General features: G+C 70.1%; 17 protein-coding genes and 2 pseudogenes. 11 read left to right on the top strand and 8 right to left on the bottom strand.

Annotation, left to right across the window (positions count from 1 at the left end):
* Nucleotides 1-53: 53 nt before the first annotated feature.
* Entirely contained in the window at nt 54-539 is a 486-nt protein-coding gene (locus OHT01_RS19880) for a hypothetical protein (RefSeq protein ID WP_328554485.1), read from the bottom strand.
* Between the two features lie 236 nt (nt 540-775).
* Between OHT01_RS19880 and OHT01_RS19875 the strand changes: the two are divergent.
* From OHT01_RS19875 to OHT01_RS19865, 3 genes and pseudogenes are all read left to right on the top strand, one after another.
* Nucleotides 776-1,468: pseudogene (locus OHT01_RS19875) on the top strand (potassium channel family protein); the annotation flags it as partial.
* Between the two features lie 412 nt (nt 1,469-1,880).
* On the top strand, nt 1,881-2,498 hold the full coding sequence (locus tag OHT01_RS19870; protein WP_328554484.1) for a hypothetical protein: 618 nt from the start codon (nt 1,881-1,883) through the stop codon (nt 2,496-2,498).
* Between the two features lie 127 nt (nt 2,499-2,625).
* On the top strand, nt 2,626-3,606 hold the full coding sequence (locus OHT01_RS19865; RefSeq protein WP_328554483.1) for an NAD(P)H-quinone oxidoreductase: 981 nt from the start codon (nt 2,626-2,628) through the stop codon (nt 3,604-3,606).
* A gap of 165 nt (nt 3,607-3,771) precedes the next feature.
* Here OHT01_RS19865 and OHT01_RS19860 read toward each other — a convergent pair whose 3' ends face one another.
* Nucleotides 3,772-4,308 carry a hypothetical protein gene (locus OHT01_RS19860; protein WP_328554482.1) on the bottom strand — a complete coding sequence of 179 codons (537 nt, stop codon included), beginning with the start codon at nt 4,306-4,308 and terminating at the stop codon, nt 3,772-3,774.
* A gap of 228 nt (nt 4,309-4,536) precedes the next feature.
* Between OHT01_RS19860 and OHT01_RS19855 the strand changes: the two genes are divergently transcribed.
* The gene (locus OHT01_RS19855; RefSeq protein WP_328554481.1) at nt 4,537-5,079 is read left to right on the top strand and encodes a bacterial proteasome activator family protein; all 543 of its coding nucleotides are present in this window, start codon (nt 4,537-4,539) and stop codon (nt 5,077-5,079) included.
* 241 nt (nt 5,080-5,320) lie between these two features.
* Here the strand turns inward: OHT01_RS19855 and OHT01_RS19850 are convergent, their stop codons facing one another.
* Nucleotides 5,321-6,934, bottom strand: coding sequence for a protein kinase domain-containing protein (locus tag OHT01_RS19850; RefSeq protein ID WP_328554480.1), 1,614 nt, complete (start codon nt 6,932-6,934; stop codon nt 5,321-5,323).
* A 302-nt stretch (nt 6,935-7,236) separates the two neighbouring features.
* Here OHT01_RS19850 and OHT01_RS19845 point away from each other — a divergent pair, with 302 nt between their 5' ends.
* Complete coding sequence (locus OHT01_RS19845; protein WP_328554479.1) at nt 7,237-8,799, top strand: protein kinase domain-containing protein; 1,563 nt, start codon at nt 7,237-7,239, stop codon at nt 8,797-8,799.
* 256 nt (nt 8,800-9,055) lie between these two features.
* On the opposite strand, the gene OHT01_RS19840 is transcribed toward OHT01_RS19845, so the two are convergent.
* Nucleotides 9,056-9,724, bottom strand: coding sequence for a response regulator transcription factor (locus OHT01_RS19840; RefSeq protein ID WP_328554478.1), 669 nt, complete (start codon nt 9,722-9,724; stop codon nt 9,056-9,058).
* Nucleotides 9,725-10,137: 413 nt separating this feature from the next.
* On the opposite strand from OHT01_RS19840, the gene pdhA reads away from it, so the two are divergent.
* From pdhA to OHT01_RS19825, 3 genes are read left to right on the top strand one after another with little or no spacing between them, the layout of a single operon-like run.
* Nucleotides 10,138-11,367, top strand: a complete 1,230-nt coding sequence (pdhA, locus tag OHT01_RS19835) for a pyruvate dehydrogenase (acetyl-transferring) E1 component subunit alpha (protein WP_328554477.1) — start codon at nt 10,138-10,140, stop codon at nt 11,365-11,367.
* A gap of 2 nt (nt 11,368-11,369) precedes the next feature.
* Entirely contained in the window at nt 11,370-12,350 is a 981-nt protein-coding gene (locus OHT01_RS19830; protein ID WP_328554476.1) for an alpha-ketoacid dehydrogenase subunit beta, read from the top strand.
* A gap of 10 nt (nt 12,351-12,360) precedes the next feature.
* Nucleotides 12,361-13,824, top strand: a complete 1,464-nt coding sequence (locus tag OHT01_RS19825) for a dihydrolipoamide acetyltransferase family protein (protein WP_328554475.1) — start codon at nt 12,361-12,363, stop codon at nt 13,822-13,824.
* Between the two features lie 192 nt (nt 13,825-14,016).
* Here OHT01_RS19825 and OHT01_RS19820 read toward each other — a convergent pair whose 3' ends face one another.
* On the bottom strand, nt 14,017-14,916 hold the full coding sequence (locus tag OHT01_RS19820; RefSeq protein WP_328554474.1) for a D-alanyl-D-alanine carboxypeptidase family protein: 900 nt from the start codon (nt 14,914-14,916) through the stop codon (nt 14,017-14,019).
* Nucleotides 14,917-15,118: 202 nt separating this feature from the next.
* Here OHT01_RS19820 and OHT01_RS19815 point away from each other — a divergent pair, with 202 nt between their 5' ends.
* Both OHT01_RS19815 and OHT01_RS19810 read left to right on the top strand, forming a co-directional pair.
* Nucleotides 15,119-15,793, top strand: a complete 675-nt coding sequence (locus OHT01_RS19815; RefSeq protein WP_328554473.1) for a GntR family transcriptional regulator — start codon at nt 15,119-15,121, stop codon at nt 15,791-15,793.
* Nucleotides 15,790-17,088, top strand: coding sequence for an MFS transporter (locus tag OHT01_RS19810; protein WP_328554472.1), 1,299 nt, complete (start codon nt 15,790-15,792; stop codon nt 17,086-17,088). Before OHT01_RS19815 ends, OHT01_RS19810 begins: the two co-directional genes overlap by 4 nt.
* A 223-nt stretch (nt 17,089-17,311) precedes the next feature.
* Here OHT01_RS19810 and OHT01_RS19805 read toward each other — a convergent pair whose 3' ends face one another.
* Nucleotides 17,312-18,136, bottom strand: coding sequence for a maleylpyruvate isomerase family mycothiol-dependent enzyme (locus OHT01_RS19805; RefSeq protein WP_328554471.1), 825 nt, complete (start codon nt 18,134-18,136; stop codon nt 17,312-17,314).
* 154 nt (nt 18,137-18,290) lie between these two features.
* Between OHT01_RS19805 and OHT01_RS19800 the strand changes: the two genes are divergently transcribed.
* On the top strand, nt 18,291-19,130 hold the full coding sequence (locus OHT01_RS19800; protein WP_328554470.1) for a carbon-nitrogen family hydrolase: 840 nt from the start codon (nt 18,291-18,293) through the stop codon (nt 19,128-19,130).
* Nucleotides 19,131-19,175: 45 nt separating this feature from the next.
* Here OHT01_RS19800 and OHT01_RS19795 read toward each other — a convergent pair whose 3' ends face one another.
* Nucleotides 19,176-19,670 carry an LURP-one-related/scramblase family protein gene (locus OHT01_RS19795; protein ID WP_328554469.1) on the bottom strand — a complete coding sequence of 165 codons (495 nt, stop codon included), beginning with the start codon at nt 19,668-19,670 and terminating at the stop codon, nt 19,176-19,178.
* Nucleotides 19,667-19,867, bottom strand: a pseudogene (locus OHT01_RS19790) (helix-turn-helix domain-containing protein); the annotation flags it as partial. The pseudogene OHT01_RS19790 and the gene OHT01_RS19795, both read right to left, overlap by 4 nt.
* Between the last annotated feature and the right edge of the window lie 12 nt (nt 19,868-19,879).

Raw genomic sequence — 19,879 nt, 5'->3', positions numbered from 1 at the left:
TGAATTCCCGGAGTCCTCGGGAACGCGCCGCGCAGACCGTGCCGGTCTCCTGTCTATTGTCCGACGGTGACCGCCCACCGAACGCGGGACGGAGCGGTCACGTTCACCGTGCCGTATCCGCGAGAACGCTTCAGGTCGATTTTGTTGAGCGTGCTGCTTACCTCTCCGTCCACGCACGTGAGCGGAAAACTGAGACCGAGTGGTTGGACGGAGACTTTCAGTGTTCCCTTGCCCTGGCAATTGACGAGAATCGAAAGAGGTCCGGCCTTGATTCCGCCGCGGATCTCCAGTTCCCGGTCGCCCTGGGCATTCGCGGCCTGTGCTTTCACCTTCCCCTCCACGAGGGCCGGAGCCTTCGTCACGCTCTCTCCGGGAACGTGCTCCGCACGGGCCGGCGCGGGCGAGGACGTACTACGGGGCGTCGGTGTACGGGAACGGGGCGCGGCGTCGTCCTGGCCGCCGGTGCAGCCGGAGAGTGCCATGACCGCCGCCAATAACGCGGTTGCCGTGGTTGCCGCGGAAATCTTCAGCTTTCCCATGGGTACCAGCCAGCCTTGAGAGGGGAGTGACTCACGACGGTGCGCTTCGGACGGGTCTCGTGTTCGCTGAGGCTCTTCCGGTGGCGACCGTATGTCGTGGGCATGGCGGTAGAGGGGATTCCGGTGATTTTCTGAGTCGGATTTGAGGTCGGCGATTTCCCCGGTCCTGAAGCCGGGACGCTTCAGGTACCCCGTACCGACGTGAGGTGTCGGGTATTTTCGAGAAAACGCTGGAGGCGGCCTTGAGGGATCACACCGTCGTTGTCGGCTTCGGAACGAAGGGGCGGTCGGCCGTCGAGGCCCTCCGTGCGACCGGGCTCAAGAAGGAGCAGGTCGTCGTCGTCGACCCGAGCTCCCGGGCGGTCGACGCGGCGACGGCCGAGGGGTACGCGGGTGTGATCGGGGACGCCACGCGCAGCGAGGTGCTGATGCGCGCCGAGGTGCACAAGGCGCGGCAGATCATCGTCGCCACCCAACGGGACGACACCGCGGTCCTGGTCATCCTGACGGCCCGGCAGCTCAATCGCGAGGCGAAGACCGTCGCCGCCGTCCGCGAGGAGGAGAACGCCCCGCTGCTCCGGCAGTCCGGTGCCGACGCGGTCATCACCAGCGCCAGCGCGGCCGGCCGGCTGCTCGGGCTCTCCGTGCTCAGCCCCGCCGCGGGCAGGGTGATGGAGGATCTGATCCATCAGGGCAGCGGGCTCGACATCGTCGAGCGGCCCGTCATGAAGGCCGAGGTGGGCCAGGGCGTCCGGGAGACCGTCGACCTGGTGGTGAGCGTCGTACGGGGACATCGCGTGCTCGGCTACGACGATCCGGACGTCGGCGCACTGCAGTTGACGGACCGGCTGATCACGATCGCGAGGGTCGCGAGGGACACGCGGGGTGTCCGGACGACGCGGGACGGCCGGCCCCTGCCGCAGGAGTAGGCGGCATCCGTCAGGGACGGCCCGGGCCCCTCTCAAGAGTGGCGCCCGTCGCATGCGCGCGACCACGTCGGCAGCGCCCGGTCGGCAGATTGTCACGAACCGGGCGTCACGCGACTCGGCGAAGCCTGGGCTTTCGCGGCCCGTCGACACGCATTTCAAAGCAACTCCCATACCTGACAGTGGAGTTGATGAGCGACTGCGGTGAACTGCGCCCGGAAGCAACGCATATACCGGCCAGTCAGCAGCATCCAAAACCAGACACACCCCCTCGGAAGCGCGGTCTTCTTCGACAAGTCGACGATGACCTACAGGACCCCGATCATCACCGTCCACAACGATGGCGACATCGACCTGCCCTTTGAGGCCACGGTGACGCCCACCGGCATCGAGGGACTGACGGCCACGCTGCAGCGTGTCGGCGGCAGCGCCGGCGACGGCCAGCCGCACGTTCCCGCGCAGGGCTACGTCCAGTACCAGGTCGTCCTCCCCGACGGCCACGAGTACGGCGACGGACACGCCCACGCCTTCGGAATCCACGAGCCCGACCGCCACGGTCACGGCGACCGCGACCGCCACCGCGACCGCCACGGCGACCGCGACCGCGACGGCGACCGCGACCGCGACCGCCACAGCCAGTTCCACGCCCGCGAAGAGCGCCAAGCTCGCCGTGGACGTCGCGGCCTCCTACTGGAACAAGAGCGACAGCGGCGACTTCCTCTACACCTACAAGAAGTCCCTCACGCTCAGCAGCTCCGCCTTCACGCCGCTCTCACCGGTCACGGCCACCAACTCCGGTGACGCCGACCTGGTGGTGACGGCGGAGGTGAGGCTGCCCGCCACGCTCACCGCGGCGGGTGTCACGGCTGAGGTCGTACGGACCGACAACGGCCCGGCCACGCTGAAGGCCGCCGCCAACCACAAAGGCGACAAGGCCGACTACGAGGTCCGGCTCACGGGTCCGAAGAACTACACGGTCTCGATGTCGGACGCGAAGCAGATCAGCCTCAGCTTCACCTTCGTCACCGCCTGATCCGGGCCCGGCACGGCGTGACGGCCGGCCGGTCGGCGGGGACCCGTCGGCCGGCCGTCACGGAAACGCGGACGGCCGGCCCCTGCCGCAGGAATGGGCGGCGTCTCCCAGGAGTAGCGTCCCTCTCATGTACGCGATCACGATTCCTGAACCTGGTGGGCCCGAGGCGCTGGTGTGGGACGAGGTCCCCGATCCGGTGCCGGCCGAGGGCGAAGTACTGGTCGAGGTGGTGGCCAGTGCCGTCAACCGTGCCGATCTGCTGCAGCGCCAGGGCATGTACAACCCGCCGCCCGGGGCTTCTCCCTATCCCGGACTCGAATGCTCGGGTCGCATCGTCGCGGTCGGTACGGGTGTCCTCGGCTGGGCGGTCGGCGACGAGGTGTGCGCGCTGCTCGCGGGCGGCGGATACGCCCAGAAGGTCGCCGTCCCGGCCGGGCAACTGCTGCCCGTGCCCGCGGGCCTGGACCTCAAGCAGGCGGCGGCGCTGCCCGAGGTGACGTGCACGGTCTGGTCGAACGTCTTCATGGTCGCCCATCTGCGCCCCGCCGAGACCCTGCTCGTGCACGGCGGCTCCAGCGGTATCGGCACCATGGCGATCCAGCTCGGGAAGGCCGTCGGCGCGAAGGTCGCGGTCACGGCGGGCACCAAGGCGAAGCTCGACCTCTGCGCGGAGCTGGGCGCGGACATCCTGATCAACTACCGCGAGCAGGACTTCGTCGAGGAGATCGAGCGGGCCACCGGCGGGGCGGGTGCCGACGTCATCCTGGACAACATGGGGGCCAAGTACCTGGACCGGAACGTGCGGGCCCTCGCCGTCAACGGACGGCTCGCCATCATCGGCATGCAGGGCGGCATCAAGGCGGAGCTGAACATCGCCACCCTCCTGAACAAGCGTGCCGCCGTCAGCGCGACCTCGCTGCGTGCCCGGCCGCTCAGCGAGAAGGCGGCGATCGTGGCGGCCGTACGCGAGCATGTGTGGCCGCTGATCGACGCCGGTCAGGTCCGTCCGGTCGTGGACCGTGAGCTGCCGATGAGCGACGCGGCGGAAGCGCACCGGGTGCTGGAGGAGAGCAGCCACATCGGAAAGGTGCTGCTGGTCGCTCCCTAGTTCCTGGTCCCTGGTCCCTGGTCCCTGGCTCCGTGGCCCCGCCCCCCGGTTCCTGGTCCCTGGCTCCGTGGCCCCGCCCCCCCCGGCTCCTGCCTCCTGGTTCCGGCCTACGGACTTCGGCTCCGGGCTTCGTCCGGGTGCCGTGACTGCCCGCGAGGCGGCACCTCAGGCGCGCCTGGCCCGCAGGGCCAGGAAGGCCAGCCCCAGGCCGAGGCCGATGAGGATCAGGCCGCTGCCCAGCGGCAGGAGCTCCAGGGCGGGCTCGGGCGGGGCGCCGGGGCCCACGACGCTCTGCTGGACGGGGACCGCGTCGCTCGGCGAGGGCTCGGGGGTGGCGGTCCCGGCGTCCGTGAGTCCGGCGTCGGTGTCGGCGGCGGGGGCCGTGTCCTGGAGGTCCGGGCTGTCGGGGCTGTCCGTGTCGTCCGAGGGGTCCGGATCCGGGCGGCCGGGGCGTACCCGTCCCTCGCCCGCATAGCTGCCCGCGCGGGAGGAGTCCGCCGTGGGAGTGGGCCGGGCGGGATCCGAGGCGGCGGGGCCGGCCGCGGTCGGGGAGGCGGTCCGTACGGCGGACGGGCCCGGCGCGGCGGCGTACGAGCGGGCCCCGGGGCCCGCGGGGGCGGCGCTCGCGAGCTGGCCGGCGCCGTTCAGCAGGGCGGCCGCCAGCAGTCCGGCCGTGGGCAGGGTGCGCAGCCATGGAGTCACGTCGGTGACCCCCTCCCGGAACGGTTCGCCAAGACGGGTGCCGTGATCGACGGAACCAGCCTCACATGACGCCGTGATCCCGGCATCTCGACAGAAAGTGACCCCATTCACGCACTTCAGGGGCGGTGGAGCCGCGTTCCGTGGCGAAGTGCGCCGTCGTTCGTGGTGGATCACCGTGTACGGGGGGCACCACCGTGATGGAGTACGTGGGTGCGAGAGAATGGCGGCATGGAGATGCCGAGGAACGAACGGTCGCCGGAGAACCCTCAGATCCTGGTTGTCGGCCAGGACGGAATGGCTCTCGGCGGCACCGGGGACGAGGACTCCCGCGAGATCCCGGTGACGGAGATGGTGGAACAGCCCGCCAAGGTGATGCGCATCGGCAGCATGATCAAGCAGCTGCTGGAGGAGGTGCGCGCCGCACCTCTGGACGAGGCCAGCCGGGTCCGGCTCAAGGAGATCCACGCCAGTTCCGTCAAGGAGCTGGAGGACGGTCTGGCCCCGGAGCTCGTGGAGGAACTGGAGCGGCTCTCCCTGCCCTTCACGGACGATCAGACCCCCAGCGACGCGGAACTGCGGATCGCGCAGGCCCAGTTGGTGGGGTGGCTGGAGGGACTCTTCCACGGGATCCAGACGACCCTGTTCGCCCAGCAGATGGCGGCCAGGGCCCAACTGGAGCAGATGCGCCGTGCGTTGCCGCCGGGTGTCGGCGGACTGGAGGGTGACGAGGACCCCCGCACGGGAGGCCGCTCGGGCGGACCGTACCTGTAACCACGCGGGTCACCGGGCCGGCGCGTCGTCGAAGGGCGCCTCGAAGGCCGCCCGGGGCCACCCCGTACGGAAGTCGTCAGAAGGTCACCCCGATCGGAACGGGCCCGGCACCCAAGTGCCGGGCCCGTTCCCGAATCCGCTGCCCGAATCCGCTGCCCGAATCCGCTGCCCGAATCCGCTGCCCGAGCCGCCGGAGTGTGCCCGGAGGGCTCCGGACGCTCAGGGACGGCTCAGGGACGATTCAGGAGGGGTTGCCCGTCGACACCTTGAGTTCGATGTCGGGCATCTGCTTGGGGTCGACATCCTCGCCGGCGGAGGGGAACTGGTCCATGATCGTGTCCTCGCCGTAGGTGTTCTCGTCCACGCGCGTGACCTTCATCTTCCAGCCGGCGGCCTGGAAGCAGGACTTCACCGAGGTGAGGTTCTTGAAGTGGAAGTCCGGGACCTGGATCTTGTCCGGGTCGTCGTACGACTCCTGAGGGTCCGTGCACTTCTCGGTGTCGATCGTCTTGGACGTGTCCGGATCCTTGTGCCCCGCGACCGCGGTGGGCGTCTTACTGGCGGTGCTGCCGCCGCCGCCCTTGTTGTCGTCGCCGCTCCCGGCGTTCAGGGTGAGCGCCGTGATCAGGCCGCCGATCGCGATGAGCGAGACCACGACCGCGCCGATCACGACCGCCTTGCTGCTCCTGCCGCCGCCCGGGCCGCCGGGGGTGGGCTGGGGCGTGAGGTTGTACGGCGGCGGGGTCGACGTGCCGTGCTGCGGGGAGTACGCGGAGGTCTGCGGCGGAGTCGGGTAACCGCCCTGCTGCGGGTAGCCGTAGGCGGGGGCCGGCGTGCCGTACGGGCCCGGCTGGTACGGCGTCTGCACGGGGCCGGGAGCCGGGGTGCCCTGGTCGACCGGCGGGAAGACGGCGGAGCCGACGCCCGAGCCGCTCGGCGTCGGGGCGCCGGGCACGATGTTCGGCGCGGCGGGCTGGAAGGACTGGGCCACCCGCAGGCACTCGTCCCGCATGATCTCGGCGCTCGGGAAGCGCTCGTTCGGGTTCTTCTTCAGCGCGCGGGCGATCAGCGCGTCCACCGCCGGGGGCAGCGAGCGGTTGACCGAGGAGGCCGCGACCGGCTCCTCCTGGACGTGCGCGTAGGCGATGGCCAGCGGGGAGTCCGCCTCGAACGGCAGCCGCCCGGTGACCAGTTGGAACAGCATGATGCCGACCGAGTAGAGGTCGGACCGGGCGTCCACGCCCCGGCCGAGGGCCTGCTCCGGGGAGAGGTACTGCGGGGTGCCGACGACCATGCCGGTCTGCGTCATGGAGGTGACGCCGGACTGCATGGCGCGGGCGATGCCGAAGTCCATGACCTTGACGACGTTGCGCTTGGTCATCATCACGTTGCCCGGCTTGATGTCCCGGTGGACCAGGCCCATCTCGTGGCTGATCTCCAGGGCCGCCAGCACGTCCGCGGTGATCTTCAGGGCCTTGTCGGCGGGCATGGCGCCGTACTGCTGGATGTCCGCGTCGAGGACCGAGCCGAGCGGCTTGCCCTCGATGTACTCCATGACGATGTACGGAGTCGTCATGCCGTCGAGGTCGTCCTCGCCGGTGTCGAACACCGAGACGATGTTCGTGTGCGTGAGCTTGGCGACCGACTGGGCCTCGCGGCGGAAGCGCTCGCGGAAGGCCTGCTCGCGGCCGAGCTCGGTGTGCAGTGTCTTGATCGCGACCTGGCGGTCGAGCACCGAGTCGTAGGCGAGATGCACCGAGGCCATACCGCCCTCGCCGAGCAGATCGCGCAACTGGTAGCGGCCGCCGGCGACCGCGCGCCCCGCGTACCGGCCCTGTGCGCCGTCCTGGCTCATCTTCTGCGTCCCCCGCGGCCGTGATCGATTGGCTTATTCCGGGCCAAGTCTGCCCGAGGGCACGGACACGTCAAGCTTGGTGCCCGTTCCGTGACCGTCTGAGAAAGAAGCGTCGCGGAAGCGTTACAGGTGGCGTACGGCCGGTACACGGGATTTGCACACACGGACCTCCGACGGGTTGGATGGCCGGTCCATCTCACGCTCATCTCGGACCGGCGCCCCGCGCGGAGCCTGTAGCGTGGCCCGACGGAGACCGTAACAACCACCGCGCAGACCGCGGGCAGAAACGACGGCGAGGACTGATGGCACAGCAGCAGCGCGCTCAGGGCCCGTCCGACCCCGAGGCGACTGGCGGCGGTATGTCAGATGCGCCGGAGTTGTGGGGTAACGGCGGGCTGGTCGGCGACGGCCGGTATCGGCTGACACACAGACTCGGCCGGGGCGGCATGGCCGAGGTGTTCGCCGCCGAGGACGTACGCCTGGGGCGGACCGTGGCGGTCAAGCTGCTCCGTTCCGACCTGGCCGAGGACCCCGTGTCCAAGGCGCGTTTCACACGCGAGGCACAGTCGGTCGCGGGGCTCAACCACCACGCGGTCGTCGCGGTGTACGACTCCGGCGAGGACGTGGTCGGACACGGTGTCGTCCCGTACATCGTGATGGAGATCGTCGAGGGTCACACGATCCGCGATCTGCTGATCAACGCCGAGGCCCCGGGGCCCGAGCAGGCGCTGATCATCGTCTCCGGTGTCCTGGAGGCGCTCGCCTACTCGCATCAGCACGGCATCGTGCACCGTGACATCAAGCCCGCGAACGTGATCATCACGGAGACCGGCGCGGTCAAGGTGATGGACTTCGGTATCGCGCGTGCCCTGCACGGCGCCCAGTCGACGATGACCCAGACCGGCATGGTCATGGGCACCCCGCAGTACCTCTCCCCGGAGCAGGCGCTCGGCAAGGCAGTCGACCACCGCTCCGACCTGTACGCGACCGGCTGTCTGCTCTACGAACTCCTCGCGCTGCGGCCCCCGTTCACCGGGGAGACGCCGCTCTCGGTGGTCTACCAGCACGTCCAGGACATCCCGGTGCCCCCGTCCGAGGTCGCCGGCGGGGCGCCGCCGGAGCTCGACGGGCTCGTCATGCGCGCCCTCGCGAAGGACCCGGACGACCGGTTCCAGACCGCCGAGGAGATGCGCGGCCTCGTCCAGTACGGGCTGCAGATGCTGTACGACCAGGGCAGTCACACCGGCACCTGGAACACCGGCCCGGTCACCATGCACGAGGGACTGCACACCCCGTCGTCCGGCTTCGCCGGCACGGCCGCGCTGCCGCACCCCGGTGACTACGGCACCACGCAGATCCCGGCGCCGCTCATCCCGCCCCATCGGGGAGGCGGTGACGACGGCGGCTTCGAGGGGCACGGCAACCGCGGCGGCGGCCGCGGCAAGCTGTGGATCCTCGCGGTGTTCGCCATGATCGCCATCGCGGCGGGTGTCGCGCTGGCGCTCAATACCACCGGCAACGGCGGGGACGCGGGGACCGGCACCACGCATTCGCCGACGGCCACGCACTCCAGCAAGACCGACAAGCCCAGCGACCAGTCCACGGACCAGCCGACGGACCAGTCCACGGACGACACCTCGGACGACTCGACCAACACCGGCGGCGGCTCGCACTACACCCCGTCGTACCGGCCGACCCAGAGTGCCACCACCGAGGCGCCCACGGACCAGCCGACGGACGAGCCGACGAAGTCGGCGCCGACCACGGCGGACCCGACGGGCGATCCGGCCTCGCCGACCGACGAGCCGACGGAGAGCGACCCGGCGGCCGGCACCGAGTCCCCCGGCGTGGGGCCGCTGGACTGAGCGGCCCTCACCGGCCCGGGTCCGGACGGATCGGGGAGCGGCAGACCTTCCACGCGCGCGTGAGTCCCGGACGGGATTCACGCGCGCGTGGCGTTGTGCGTGGCGGCGCGAGGCGCCGCGCGTCCGGCGGGAAGAGCCGGACGCGCCCGCGGAACGAAGAGGCGCCCGCGGAACGAAGAAGTGCCGGCGGTCCGAAGAGGCGCCATGAGGCGCCATGAGCTCCGGAACGTTCCATGGCGCCGCTCAGTGGCGCCGCTCAGTGGTGCTGCTGTTGTTCCGCCTGGATGCGTGCCACATAGGCCGCCGCCTGCGACCGGCGTTGCATTCCGAGTTTGGACAACAGGCTCGACACGTAATTCTTGATCGTTTTCTCGGCGAGGTGCAGTCGCTCTCCGATCAGGCGATTGGTGAGTCCCTCGCCGATCAGATCGAGGATTCTGCGTTCCTGGTCGGTGAGACGGGCGAGCCGGTCGTCGTCCTTCGCGCCGCCGCCGTCCCGCAGCCGTTCCAGGACACGCGCGGTGGCCACCGGGTCGAGGAGCGACTTTCCGGCCGCGACATCCCGTACGGCCGCCAGCAGCTCGTTTCCGCGGATGGCCTTGAGGACATAGCCCGACGCGCCGGCCATGATCGCGTCGAACAGGGCCTCGTCGTCGGCGTAGGAGGTCAGCATCAGGCATTTGATGTCCTCGTTCGAGGAGCGGATCTCGCGGCAGACCTCCACACCGCTGCCGTCCGGGAGGCGCACGTCCAGGACGGCCACGTCCGGGCGGGTGGCCGGGATCCTGACCAGGGCGTCGGCCGCCGTGCCGGCCTCTCCCACGACTTCCATGTCGTCCTCGACCGAGAGCATCTCGTGCACTCCGCGCCGGACCACTTCGTGGTCATCGAGGAGGAATACGGTGATTGTCCCGTTTTCGCGCACGCTGTCAGTCTCACACACGATCATGGGCATTGCCCCAGGTGAACTCTTCCCGAGCCCGGGGTGGCCGGGATAACGTGCCGGTGTTCCGGCCCCCTGCAAGGCTGTAACCAGTGCTGTGACCAGCGACTGTTCCCGACCTGCTCGACCAAGTAGGAAATCCACGTATCCAAGTACTTGGATTTCCTATCAAAATCGCAGGTCAGGAGGGGTTTCACAGAATTGTGAAGCACTGGGTAACGTGACTGTTGCAGGGCGCTCGCCGGGGCACCTGTCACGCCTGTTCCCGGCCGAGTGGCACCCACCCCGTGCACGGGTGCCGGAACAGGCGAGCCGCTCCCCCGAGCTCAAACCGCGAGCGAGGGGGACCCCAGCCTTCCGGCAACCCCGGGGGCCGGACCGACGGAGGAGCACACGTGACCGTGGAGAGCACTGCCGCGCGCAAGCCGCGACGCAGCGCCGGTACGAAGAGCGCCGCGAGCGCCAGTACGACCGGTACCAAGAGCGCCGCGAGCAGGAGCACCGGCGCGGCCGCCAAGGCGTCGCCGGGCGCGACGGCCGGCGAGCCGGAGCTCGTTCAGCTGCTGACCCCGGAAGGCAAGCGGGTCAAGGACGCCACCTACGACCCGTACGTCGCCGACATCACCCCCGAGGAGCTGCGCGGCCTGTACCGGGACATGGTCCTGAGCCGCCGCTTCGACGCGGAGGCCACCTCCCTCCAGCGCCAGGGCGAGCTGGGCCTGTGGGCCTCGATGCTCGGCCAGGAGGCCGCCCAGATCGGCTCGGGCCGGGCCACCCGCGACGACGACTACGTCTTCCCGACCTACCGCGAGCACGGCGTCGCCTGGTGCCGCGGCGTCGACCCGACCAACCTGCTCGGCATGTTCCGGGGTGTGAACAACGGCGGCTGGGACCCGAACGGCAACAACTTCCACCTGTACACGATCGTCATCGGCTCGCAGACGCTGCACGCCACCGGCTATGCCATGGGCATCGCCAAGGACGGCGCCGACTCGGCCGTGATCGCGTACTTCGGTGACGGCGCCTCCAGCCAGGGCGACGTCCTCGAAGCCTTCAACTTCGGGGCGGTCTACAACGCTCCCGTGGTGTTCTTCTGCCAGAACAACCAGTGGGCGATCTCCGAGCCGACCGAGCGCCAGATGCGCGTGCCGCTGTACCAGCGCGCGCAGGGCTTCGGCTTCCCCGGCGTCCGCGTGGACGGCAACGACGTGCTCGCCAGCCTCGCGGTGACCCGCTGGGCGCTGGAGCGGGCCCGCAACGGCGAGGGCCCCACCCTGGTGGAGGCGTACACCTACCGCATGGGCGCGCACACCACCTCCGACGACCCGACGAAGTACCGGGCCGACGAGGAGCGCGAGGCGTGGGAGGCGAAGGACCCGATCCTGCGCCTGCGCGCCTACCTGGAGTCCGCGAAGTACGCCGACGACGCGTTCTTCGCGGAACTCGAGACCGAGAGCGAAGCGTTGGGCAAGCGGGTGCGCGAAGTCGTACGGGCCATGCCTGACCCGGACAAGTTCGCCATCTTCGAGAACGTGTACGCGGACGGGCACGCGCTCGTCGACGAGGAGCGCGCCCAGTTCGCCGCCTACCAGGCGTCGTTCGCGGACGCAGGGGAGGGCAAGTAGCCATGGCGACCGAAAAGATGGCGCTGGCCAAGGCGATCAACGAATCGCTGCGCACGGCCCTCGACGCCGACCCCAAGGTCCTCATCATGGGCGAGGACGTCGGCAAGCTCGGCGGTGTCTTCCGGGTCACCGACGGGCTCCAGAAGGACTTCGGCGAGGAGCGGGTCATCGACACCCCGCTCGCCGAGTCGGGCATCGTCGGCACCGCGATCGGTCTGGCCCTGCGCGGCTACCGCCCGGTCGTGGAGATCCAGTTCGACGGATTCGTCTTCCCGGCGTACGACCAGATCGTCACCCAGCTCGCGAAGATGCACGCGCGGGCGCTGGGCAAGATCAAGCTCCCCGTCGTCATCCGCATCCCGTACGGCGGCGGCATCGGCGCGGTCGAGCACCACTCGGAGTCCCCGGAGGCGCTCTTCGCGCACGTGGCGGGCCTGAAGGTGGTCTCCCCGTCGAACGCGGGCGACGCCTACTGGATGATGCAGCAGGCCATCCAGAGCGACGACCCGGTGATCTTCTTCGAGCCCAAGCGGCGCTACTGGGACAAGGCCGAGGTCGACAAGGAGGCCATCCCCGGTCCGCTGCACAAGGCGCGGGTGGCCCGCGAGGGCGCCGACCTCACCCTGGTCGCGTACGGCCCGATGGTGAAGGTCTGCCTGGAGGCCGCCGCGGCCGCCCAGGAGGAGGGCAAGTCGATCGAGGTCCTGGACCTGCGCTCGATGTCGCCGATCGACTTCGACTCCATCCAGGCCTCGGTCGAGAAGACCCGCCGTCTGGTCGTGGTGCACGAGGCCCCGGTGTTCCTCGGGACGGGCGCGGAGATCGCGGCCCGGATCACCGAGCGGTGCTTCTACCACCTGGAGGCGCCCGTCCTGCGGGTGGGCGGCTACCACGCCCCGTATCCGCCGGCCCGCCTGGAGGACGAATACCTTCCGGGCCTGGACCGCGTGCTCGACGCCGTCGACCGCTCGCTGGCGTACTGAGGAGAGAGTCGTGACGACGATGACTGAGAACGCGTCGGGACTCCGCGAGTTCAAGATGCCCGACGTGGGCGAGGGACTCACCGAGGCGGAGATCCTCAAGTGGTACGTCCAGCCCGGTGACAAGGTCACCGACGGCCAGGTGGTCTGCGAGGTCGAGACCGCCAAGGCCGCGGTCGAACTGCCGATCCCGTTCACCGGAGTGGTGGCCGAACTCCGCTTCCCCGAGGGCACGACGGTGGACGTCGGCCAGGTGATCATCGCGGTGGACGTGTCCGGTGGCGCCGCGCCCGCGCAGGCGGCTCCGGCCGCCGGGCAGGCACCCGCCGCACCCGCCGTACCCGCCGCTCCGGTGGCGGAGCCGGCCCCCGCCGAGGAGGCCAAGCCCGAGGGCCGCACGCCGGTCCTCGTCGGGTACGGCGTGGCGGAGTCCTCCACCAAGCGGCGCCCCCGCAAGGGTGCCGAGGTGCCGGCGCAGCAGAGCGAGACGCTCTACGCGGCCACCGCCATCCAGGGCGAGCTCAACGGCCACGGTCCCGCGGGCGGGCAGCGGCCCCTCGCCAAGCCCCCGGTCCGCAAGCTCGCCAAGGACCTCGGGGTCGACCTCACGACGGTCACCCCGTCGGGCCCCGACGGCATCATCACGCGGGAGGACGTGCACGCGGCGGCGGCCCCGGCGCAGGCACCCGCACCGGCCGCCGCCCCGGCCCCGGCTCCGCAGGCCCCGGCCCCCGTGCAGCCGCAGGTCCCGGCCCCGGCCGCGTCGTACGACGGCGCGCGGGAGACCCGGATCCCGGTCAAGGGTGTCCGCAAGGCGATCGCCACCGCGATGGTGGGCTCGGCGTTCACCGCGCCGCACGTCACCGAGTTCGTGACGCTCGACGTGACGCGCACGATGCGGCTGGTCGAGGAGCTCAAGCAGGACAAGGACATGCAGGGGCTGCGGGTCAACCCGCTGCTGCTGGTCGCCAAGGCACTGCTGGTCGCGATCAAGCGCAACCCCGGTGTCAACGCGTCCTGGGACGAGGCGAACCAGGAGATCGTCCAGAAGCACTACGTGAATCTGGGCATCGCCGCCGCCACCCCCCGCGGCCTGATCGTGCCGAACATCAAGGACGCCCACACCAAGACCCTGCCGCAACTGGCCGAGTCGCTGGGCGAACTGGTGGCCACGGCCCGCGACGGCAGGACCTCACCCGCCGCGATGCAGGGCGGCACCGTGACGATCACCAACGTCGGTGTCTTCGGCGTCGACACGGGCACGCCGATCCTCAACCCCGGCGAGTCCGCGATCCTCGCGGTGGGTGCGATCAAGCTCCAGCCCTGGGTCCACAAGGGCAAGGTCAAGCCCCGCCAGGTCACCACGCTGGCGCTCTCCTTCGACCACCGTCTGGTCGACGGCGAGCTCGGCTCCCGGGTCCTCGCCGACACGGCGGCCGTCCTGGAGCAGCCCAAGCGGCTGATCACCTGGGCGTGAACCGGCCGGCCGGAAGGACGCGAGTCCCGCCGGCCGCCCGGAAGTGATTCCGTATACGCCGAGGGCGCCTCTTCCCGTACGCAGGGGAGGAGGCGCCCTCGGCGTGGTCGAGCCGGGCTTCCGGTCGGCCCGCGACACGAGAGGGGCCCGCCGCGCACCGCGCGGCGGGCCCCTCTTTTTTGTTCGCGCGTCTTACCGGGCGAACGCGTAGTTCATGAGCTTCTTCGCGTCCGACGTACGGACGGTGACCGACGTGGAGGCGAGCACCGTGCCGATGACCGTCTTGCCGTTACGCGTGGCGGCGAAGACGAGGCAGTACTTCGCCTCGGGGCCCGAACCGGTCTTGATGCCGATCGTGCCGCTGTAGCCGGTCAGCAGTGGCTTGTTGGTGTTCTCCCACGTGTAGTAGCGGTAGCCGCCACTCGCGGTCGTCACCTTCTGCTTCGTGGAGACTGTCTTAACGATCGTCTTGAACGTGGAGCTCTTCATGGCGCTGCTGGCGAGCTTCGTCAGGTCGCGCGGCGTCGAGTAGTTGTTGCCATGGCCGACGCCGTCGAACGAGTCGAACTTGGAGTGCGTCATGCCGAGGCTGTGCGCGGTGGTGTTCATCTTGCCGATGAACGACTTCACGCGGGCGGCGCGCGTCGTGCCCGAGCCGAACTTGTCGGCGAGCGCGTAGGCGGCGTCGCAGCCGGACGGCAGCATCAGACCGTAGAGAAGCTGACGGACGGTGACCTTGTCACCGACGATCAGGTTGGCCGAGGAGAGGTATCCATTGTCGACGATGTAGTTGCTGTACGCGCTCGAGACCGTGACCTTGGCGTCCAGGTTCAGGTTCGGCTGGGACAGCACCACCTTGGCCGTAAGGATCTTCGTGGTGGAGCCGGTGGACAGCGGGGTGTCCGCCTTCTTGGTGTACAGGCTCGTACCGGTGCTGTTGTTCATGACGTAGCCGCCCTTGGCGGCGATCGTGGGCGTGGCGACCGCGCCCGCGGGCGCGGCGCCGAAGGCTCCGGCTGCCAGCACGGCGCCGGTCGTGAAGGTCACAGCGGCGGCCCTGCGGAAACGTGTGCCCTTAATGCCGGTAATCAAAATGAAAGCTCCGTATACGCGATATGCCCCTGGGAGAACGGCACATGGCAGTGCCGTCTCACGTTCGGACTCGCGAGGCGGGCAAAGGGATGTACGGCGAACGAGTGGAAAATATGTGACCTGGGTTACAGCCAGGGGCAGTTGGGGTCCGCATGCTGAAATGCCTCCGGGCATGCGTACGTGTTGTATCTATGATGTGCGCATGCCTTCAGCCCCGCCCGCGCCGATGCGGCCTCCCGTGAAGCAGCCGCCCGCCGCGGACCGCGTCTACGCGCACGTCAAACAGGGTGTCCTGGAGCGCCGTTACGAGGGCGGAGCCCTGTTGACGGAGGGCGAACTCGCCGACGCGGTGGGCGTATCGCGCACCCCCGTCCGGGAGGCGCTGCTCCGGCTGGAGGCCGAGGGGCTGATCAGGCTCTACCCGAAGAAGGGCGCGCTCGTCCTGCCCGTCTCCGCCCAGGAGATCGCGGACGTGGTCGAGACCCGCCAGCTCGTCGAGGAGCACGCCGCGCGCAAGGCCGTACCGGCGTCGCCCCGGCTCATAGCCCGCCTCGAAGAACTCCTCGCCCAGCAGAAGGAGCAGGCCGCCGCCGGGGATCTGGCCGCCGCCGCCGTCACCGACCGCTGCTTCCACGCCGAGATCGTCCGCAGCGGCGGCAACGAGATCCTCTCCCGGCTCTACGACCAGCTCCGCGACCGGCAGTTGAGGATGGGGGTCGCCGTGATGCACGCCCACCCGGACCGGATCACCAAGACGCTCGTCGAGCACGAGCAGATCCTCCAGGCACTGCGCTCCGGTGACGCCGACGCGGTCGTCGCTCTCATCCACGGACACGTGAGCTGGTTCTCCAACCTGGCGCGGGGCGAGGTCCGATGAGCTCCTCGGCCACGCTGCCCGGCGATCCGCCCGGCGGCCGGCGCGCGATCGCCGTCTGGGGAATCGGCGTCTCGGTCTACTTCGTCGCGGTCATCTTCCGTACGTCACTGGGGGTGGCCGGACTCGACGCCGCGAACCGTTTCCACGTCGGCGCCTCGGCCCTGTCGACCTTCTCCATCCTCCAGCTCCTCGTGTACGCGGGCATGCAGATACCGGTCGGACTGCTGGTCGACCGGCTCGGCACCAAGAAGGTGCTGACCATCGGCGTGCTGCTGTTCACCGCGGGCCAACTGGGCTTCGCCTTCTCCTCGTCGTACGGCATGGCGCTCGCCTCGCGCGCCCTGCTGGGCTGCGGTGACGCGATGACGTTCATCAGCGTCCTGCGGCTCGGCACCCGCTGGTTCCCCGCCCGACGCGGGCCGATGGTCGCGCAGTTCGCGGGGCTGGCCGGGATGGCGGGCAACCTCGTCTCGACGCTGGTGATCGCGCGGTTGCTGCACGGGCTGGGCTGGACACAGGCGTTCGCCGGCAGCGCCGGTGCCGGTGTGCTCGTCCTCGTCCTCCTGCTGCTGTTCCTGAAGGACCATCCCGAGGGACACGAGCCGGAGCCGTTCCCGCACCGCGGCGCCGCCTACGTCCGCCGGCAGATCGCCGCGTCCTGGCGGGAACCCGGCACCCGGCTCGGTCTGTGGGTGCACTTCACCACGCAGTTCCCGGCGATGGTGTTCCTGCTGCTGTGGGGGATGCCGTTCCTCGTCCAGGCGCAGGGTCTCTCGCGGGCCACGGCCGGAGAACTGCTGACGCTCGTCGTCCTGTCCAACATGGTCGTCGGGCTGGTCTACGGGCAGATCGTCGCCCGGCACCACACCGCGCGGCTGCCGCTGGCGCTGGGCACGGTCGCGGCGACGGCCGTCGTGTGGGCGGGCGTGCTGGTGTACCCCGGTGAGCACGCGCCGATGTGGGTGCTCATCGTGCTGTGCACCGTGCTCGGGGCCTGCGGTCCCGCCTCGATGCTCGGCTTCGACTTCGCCCGGCCGGCGAATCCGCCGGAGCGTCAGGGGACCGCGTCCGGGATCACCAACATGGGTGGTTTCGTCGCCTCGATGACGACGCTGCTGGCCATCGGTGTCCTGCTGGACGCCACCGACGACAACTACCGGATCGCCTTCGCCGCCGTGTTCGTGCTCCAGGCGATCGGGCTGAGCCAGATCTTCCGGCTGCGGAAGCAGGCGGCCCGCCGGGAGCGGGAGCGGCTGGTGGCCAGCCGGGTGGAAACGGTGCACGTACCGGCGTGACCGCCGGGGCATGCCGTCCGCCGCCACCGGCCACCGGCGGCCGTCCCGGCCCGGGCGTTCGCCGACCGTACGGAGCCAGAGCCCCTGCGCCCCGAGCGCCGGGGCGGCCGGACCGCCCGCGCCGGGGCCGCGCACAGGACGGGCCCCGTGCACGGGACGTTCCCGGACACGGGAACGGCGGAGTGAGACGGGGGGCGAGGTACCGCCGCCCCGCCCGCCCCGGTTACGGCGTGACGGTGAAGTTGCGCAGGATCGCCGCCGTCAGTTCCGGGTCGCCCTCGGTCTTGATGCGGTCGGCCACGGCGTCCGGGTGGACCCGGCCGCAGGCGAGCCGGACGAAGGTCTCCCAGTCGAGGACGAGGCTCGCGGCGGGACCGAGCGAGGGGGCGCCGTCTATCGATCCACGCCCGTCGGCGTCGATACGGACGGTACGGAGGAACTCGACGGGGCCGTGCACGTCGAAGACGACCGCCGAGTTCGCCGGCGCGCCCGCGTCCTTGGCGACGACCTTCGGCAGGGCGGCCAGCAGATCGTCCCGCACGATCTGCGAACCGGGGGAGTCGAGGTTCCCCGGCCGGCCCAGCGTGTACCGCAGGTCCTGCTCGTGCACCCAGACGTCGAACGCGCGGTTGCGCATCGCCTGTTCGAGGGTGACCTCGGTGCCGAGGGGGCCGCGTACCTTGGCGTCGGGCTGCCGCGACTCGTTCCGCAACTGACGGTTGCGGCGGATGACCGTGTACTCCAGCTCGGAGGTCATCTCCGGCGCCGTGTGGTGGCGGCGCACGTCGACCTGCATCTCCATGTAACGCTGGTGTTCGTTCGTCACGTGGTAGAGGTCGCGGGGGAGCGTGTGGATCGGCCGGGGATCGCCGAGCATCTCGCAGTCCAGCCCGATGACATGCGAGACGATGTCGCGGACCGACCAGCCGGGACACGGAGTCCGCCGGTTCCACTCGCCCTCCACAAGCGGCTGCACCAGCTCGGATATCGCTTCGATCGAGTGGGCCCAGGCGTCGGCGTAGGACTGAAGACTCGGATGCAGACTCACGGAACGGGACCCCTCGGGCGGTTGGACGCGGGCAGTGCACAGGCAGCGGGTGTCTTGGGACGCTAAGTTACGCTGCTGTGAGGCACCCCGGCAGTGCTTTCGTGTGACGATCGTAGGCCCGTATCGACGGCTCGAATGCCAGGACGGTGGTAGTGTGCGCGCCTCGCTCCTCCAGATCGACGTAAATGATGACGAATCGGTCGCATCCCGCAGACACCGGGTGGCGGATCTGGTACGGGATCAGGCCGGAGTCGATCTCGTCGTGCTGCCCGAGCTGTGGACCACCGGCGCGTTCGCCTACGAGGAGTTCGGGGCGGCGGCCGAACCGCTGGACGGGCCCACCCACCAGGCGATGAGCAAGGCGGCGAGCGACGCGGGCGTGTGGCTGCACGCGGGCTCGATCCCCGAGCGCGCCCCGACCGGGACCGGTTCCGGACCGTCGACCGTGTCCGGCTCCACCCCCGACGCGCCCCTCTACAACACCTCCCTCGTCTACTCCCCCGTCGGTGAACTCGTCGCCGCCTACCGCAAGATCCACCGCTTCGGCTTCGACAAGGGCGAGGCCGTGCTGATGGGCGCGGGCACGGAACTGGTCACGGTGCGGCTGCCGGAGACCGTCGTCGGCGTGGCCACCTGCTACGACCTCCGGTTCCCCGAACTCTTCCGCGGGCTCGTCGACGCGGGGGCGCAGACCTTCGTCGTCCCGGCCGGCTGGCCCGAGCGGCGCCGCTCCCACTGGACCCTGCTCGCGCGGGCGCGCGCCGTCGAGAACCAGGCGTACGTCCTCGCCTGCGGAACGGCCGGTACGCACGCGGGAGTTCCCCAGGCCGGTCACTCGATCGTGGTCGACCCGTGGGGTGAGGTCCTCGCCGAGGCCGGCTCGGGCGAGGAGGTCCTCACGGTGGACCTCGACCCCGCGAAGGTCACGACGACACGGGAGCAGTTCCCGGCCCTGAAGGACCGGCTCCTGGGCCTGGAGACCCCCCGCCGCTGACCGGCGGCGGGGCCGCGCCGCCCGCGGCCGGTGTCCCCGGCCGGGTCAGCCGTCCCCCCGTTCCTTCTCCGCCAGATGGATCACGCACACCGCCACCGCGATCAGCAGTGCCTGGTCGGCGTCCTCCCGTACGACATCGACTCCGTAGGTGTCGCGCAGGTGGAGCCAGCGGCGGGAGATCTGGGCGAGGAGTTCGTTGTCGTAGTCGATGGCGAACTCGCGGTCGAGGATCTTGCCGCTGACGTCGAGTTCGGTGCCGTCGACCAGGGACACCCGATAGTGGTTGCGGAGCAGGGACAGCCGCTTGCGCTTGATGGTCGCGAGCGGGGAGCCGTCCCGCTCGATGATCATCGTGTCGCGCAGCGCGAGCATCTTCTGGTGGATGTCGATCAGGACGCGTCCGCGGATGTCCTTCAGCTCGAAGGTGTCCCGCATCCGCATGGCCTTGCCGTCGACGAGGAAGACCTTGTTCCCGTGGTCGTCCTCGATCCAGTAGTCGTCACCGAAGCCGAGCAGTCGGTCGCGTACGAGGTATCTCATGCCGTCACCGGTTCCCCGGTGAGCGCTCCGAAACGCCGCCGGTAGGCCGACGGGCTGAGTCCGGTGGCCCGGCGCACCCGTTCGCGCAGGTTCGCGGCGGACCCGAGCCCACTGCGGTCCGCGACCACGTCGAGCCTGACTTCGCCGCGCTCGATGAGCCGGCAGGCGAGGGCCACCCGCTGGGCCGTCAGCCACGCCCCCGTCCGACG

The organism is Streptomyces sp. NBC_00358, assembly GCF_036099295.1.
GTDB lineage: Bacteria > Actinomycetota > Actinomycetes > Streptomycetales > Streptomycetaceae > Streptomyces.
Note: the sequence above shows the minus strand (reverse complement) of the source record. Positions and strands in the feature narration are given on the sequence as shown.

Coding starts and splice junctions, on each gene's coding strand:
- OHT01_RS19880 (WP_328554485.1), bottom strand. CDS start 539: ATGGGAAAGCTGAAGATTTCCGCGGCAACCACGGCAACCGCGTTATTG.
- OHT01_RS19865 (WP_328554483.1), top strand. CDS start 2,626: ATGTACGCGATCACGATTCCTGAACCTGGTGGGCCCGAGGCGCTGGTG.
- OHT01_RS19855 (WP_328554481.1), top strand. CDS start 4,537: ATGGAGATGCCGAGGAACGAACGGTCGCCGGAGAACCCTCAGATCCTG.
- OHT01_RS19850 (WP_328554480.1), bottom strand. CDS start 6,934: ATGAGCCAGGACGGCGCACAGGGCCGGTACGCGGGGCGCGCGGTCGCC.
- OHT01_RS19845 (WP_328554479.1), top strand. CDS start 7,237: ATGGCACAGCAGCAGCGCGCTCAGGGCCCGTCCGACCCCGAGGCGACT.
- OHT01_RS19830 (WP_328554476.1), top strand. CDS start 11,370: ATGGCGACCGAAAAGATGGCGCTGGCCAAGGCGATCAACGAATCGCTG.
- OHT01_RS19815 (WP_328554473.1), top strand. CDS start 15,119: ATGCCTTCAGCCCCGCCCGCGCCGATGCGGCCTCCCGTGAAGCAGCCG.
- OHT01_RS19810 (WP_328554472.1), top strand. CDS start 15,790: ATGAGCTCCTCGGCCACGCTGCCCGGCGATCCGCCCGGCGGCCGGCGC.
- OHT01_RS19795 (WP_328554469.1), bottom strand. CDS start 19,670: ATGAGATACCTCGTACGCGACCGACTGCTCGGCTTCGGTGACGACTAC.